This window comes from Methylobacterium sp. GC_Met_2 (genome assembly GCF_026540795.1).
Classification (GTDB): Bacteria; Pseudomonadota; Alphaproteobacteria; order Rhizobiales; family Beijerinckiaceae; genus Methylobacterium.
On record NZ_JALNUM010000253.1, the window covers coordinates 1 to 1324 of the forward strand.

At 69.8% G+C, this 1324-nt stretch carries 1 protein-coding gene; it reads right to left on the reverse strand.

The window, feature by feature from the left end:
* The coding region (locus tag OXS49_RS33295) for an ABC transporter permease (RefSeq protein ID WP_267428761.1) at positions 1-1324 on the reverse strand (1324 nt) is incomplete at both ends.

Consider the following 1324-nt stretch of genomic DNA (forward strand, 5'->3'; position numbering starts at 1 on the left):
TCGGCAGGTCGCTGAGGCGCAACGACCGGCGCAGGGCGCGGGACAGGGCATCGACCAGCGCGGTCAGGAGTGCCGTGGCGACGATCAGCAGCACGGCCACGTCCAGGCGCAGCTCGGAGATCGCGGCATCGACGTAGAAGCCCAGCGTCGCGACCCCGAGGATGCCGAAGATCGCACTCTCGCGCAGGATCAGCTCCCAGCGATAGAGCAGGTAGGCCAGGAACTGCCCGTAGAGCCGGGGCAGCGTCTCGTAGGCGTAGAGGTTCAGGCCGGTCGGCGCATCGGGGCGGTAGGCGAGATCGTCGGCATGTCGCCCCATCAGGTAGCTGACGATGCCGGCATTGTGGATCGTCAGCGCCAGGATTGCCGGCAGCATCGAGGGCCCGAGCAGCTGCAGCAGCACGTAGGCCAGCATGTATTCCGGGGTCGAGCGCACCACCACCAGCAGGACGCGCCCGAGGGGCTGCCCGATCGGCCCGGCGAAGCGGCGCGAGGCGAGGGGGAACAGGATCAGCGCGCCGAGGCCGGTCGCCACCAGGGCGATCTGCGCCAGCACCAGAGTCTGAAAGGCGCCCGGCAGGATCTGCTCCGTGACGATCGGCCGGAGCCAGAGCCCGAACCGGCCCCAGGTCGCCGGGTCGAGGAGAGCGCCGGACCGGAGCGGGCTCGGGACGATGTCGTGGCCGAGGAAGCGGCCGAGGCTGGTCAGCCAGTCGGTCGTCCCGATGGTCTTGGGCAGGGCGAGAACGCTGCCCACGAGCAGGATCGGCAGGGTCGAAAGCCGCATCCAGAGGCGGCGGGAGCCGATCAGCGCATAGAAGATCAGCAGCAGGGCCCCGGCCTCGGCGTAGCGGCCCTGGCGGAAGGCGGATTCGAGGTAGAAGCCCATGGTGGGCAGGCCGATGAAGCCGAGCACCAGGGTCGAGCGCATGGCGCATTCGAACCGGTAGAGCGTGTAGTGCCGGAACGCCGCGGCGACCTCGGGCAGGTGGGCGTACAGGAAGGCCGAGAGGGCGCCGGTCCCCGCCGGCAGGACCCGTAGGGCGGACAGATCCGCCTCCTCGATGATCTCCGAATAGACTTTGGCGCAGATGCCCGCGTAGGGCAGCGCGATCGCCAGGATGCCGGTGGTCGCCGACAACCCGAACACCTGTGTCAGCAGCAGCGCCCAGAACAGTTCGTGGACCGAGCGCAGGCCGGCACAGGCCAGCCGCACGCTCCGGGATCGGGCGAACGGGATGGCGAGGACGAAGCCGGCCCCGGCCCCGAGCGTCACCCCGAGGATCGCGAAGGCGACGGTGTAGACGACGCTCCAGATCTCCAC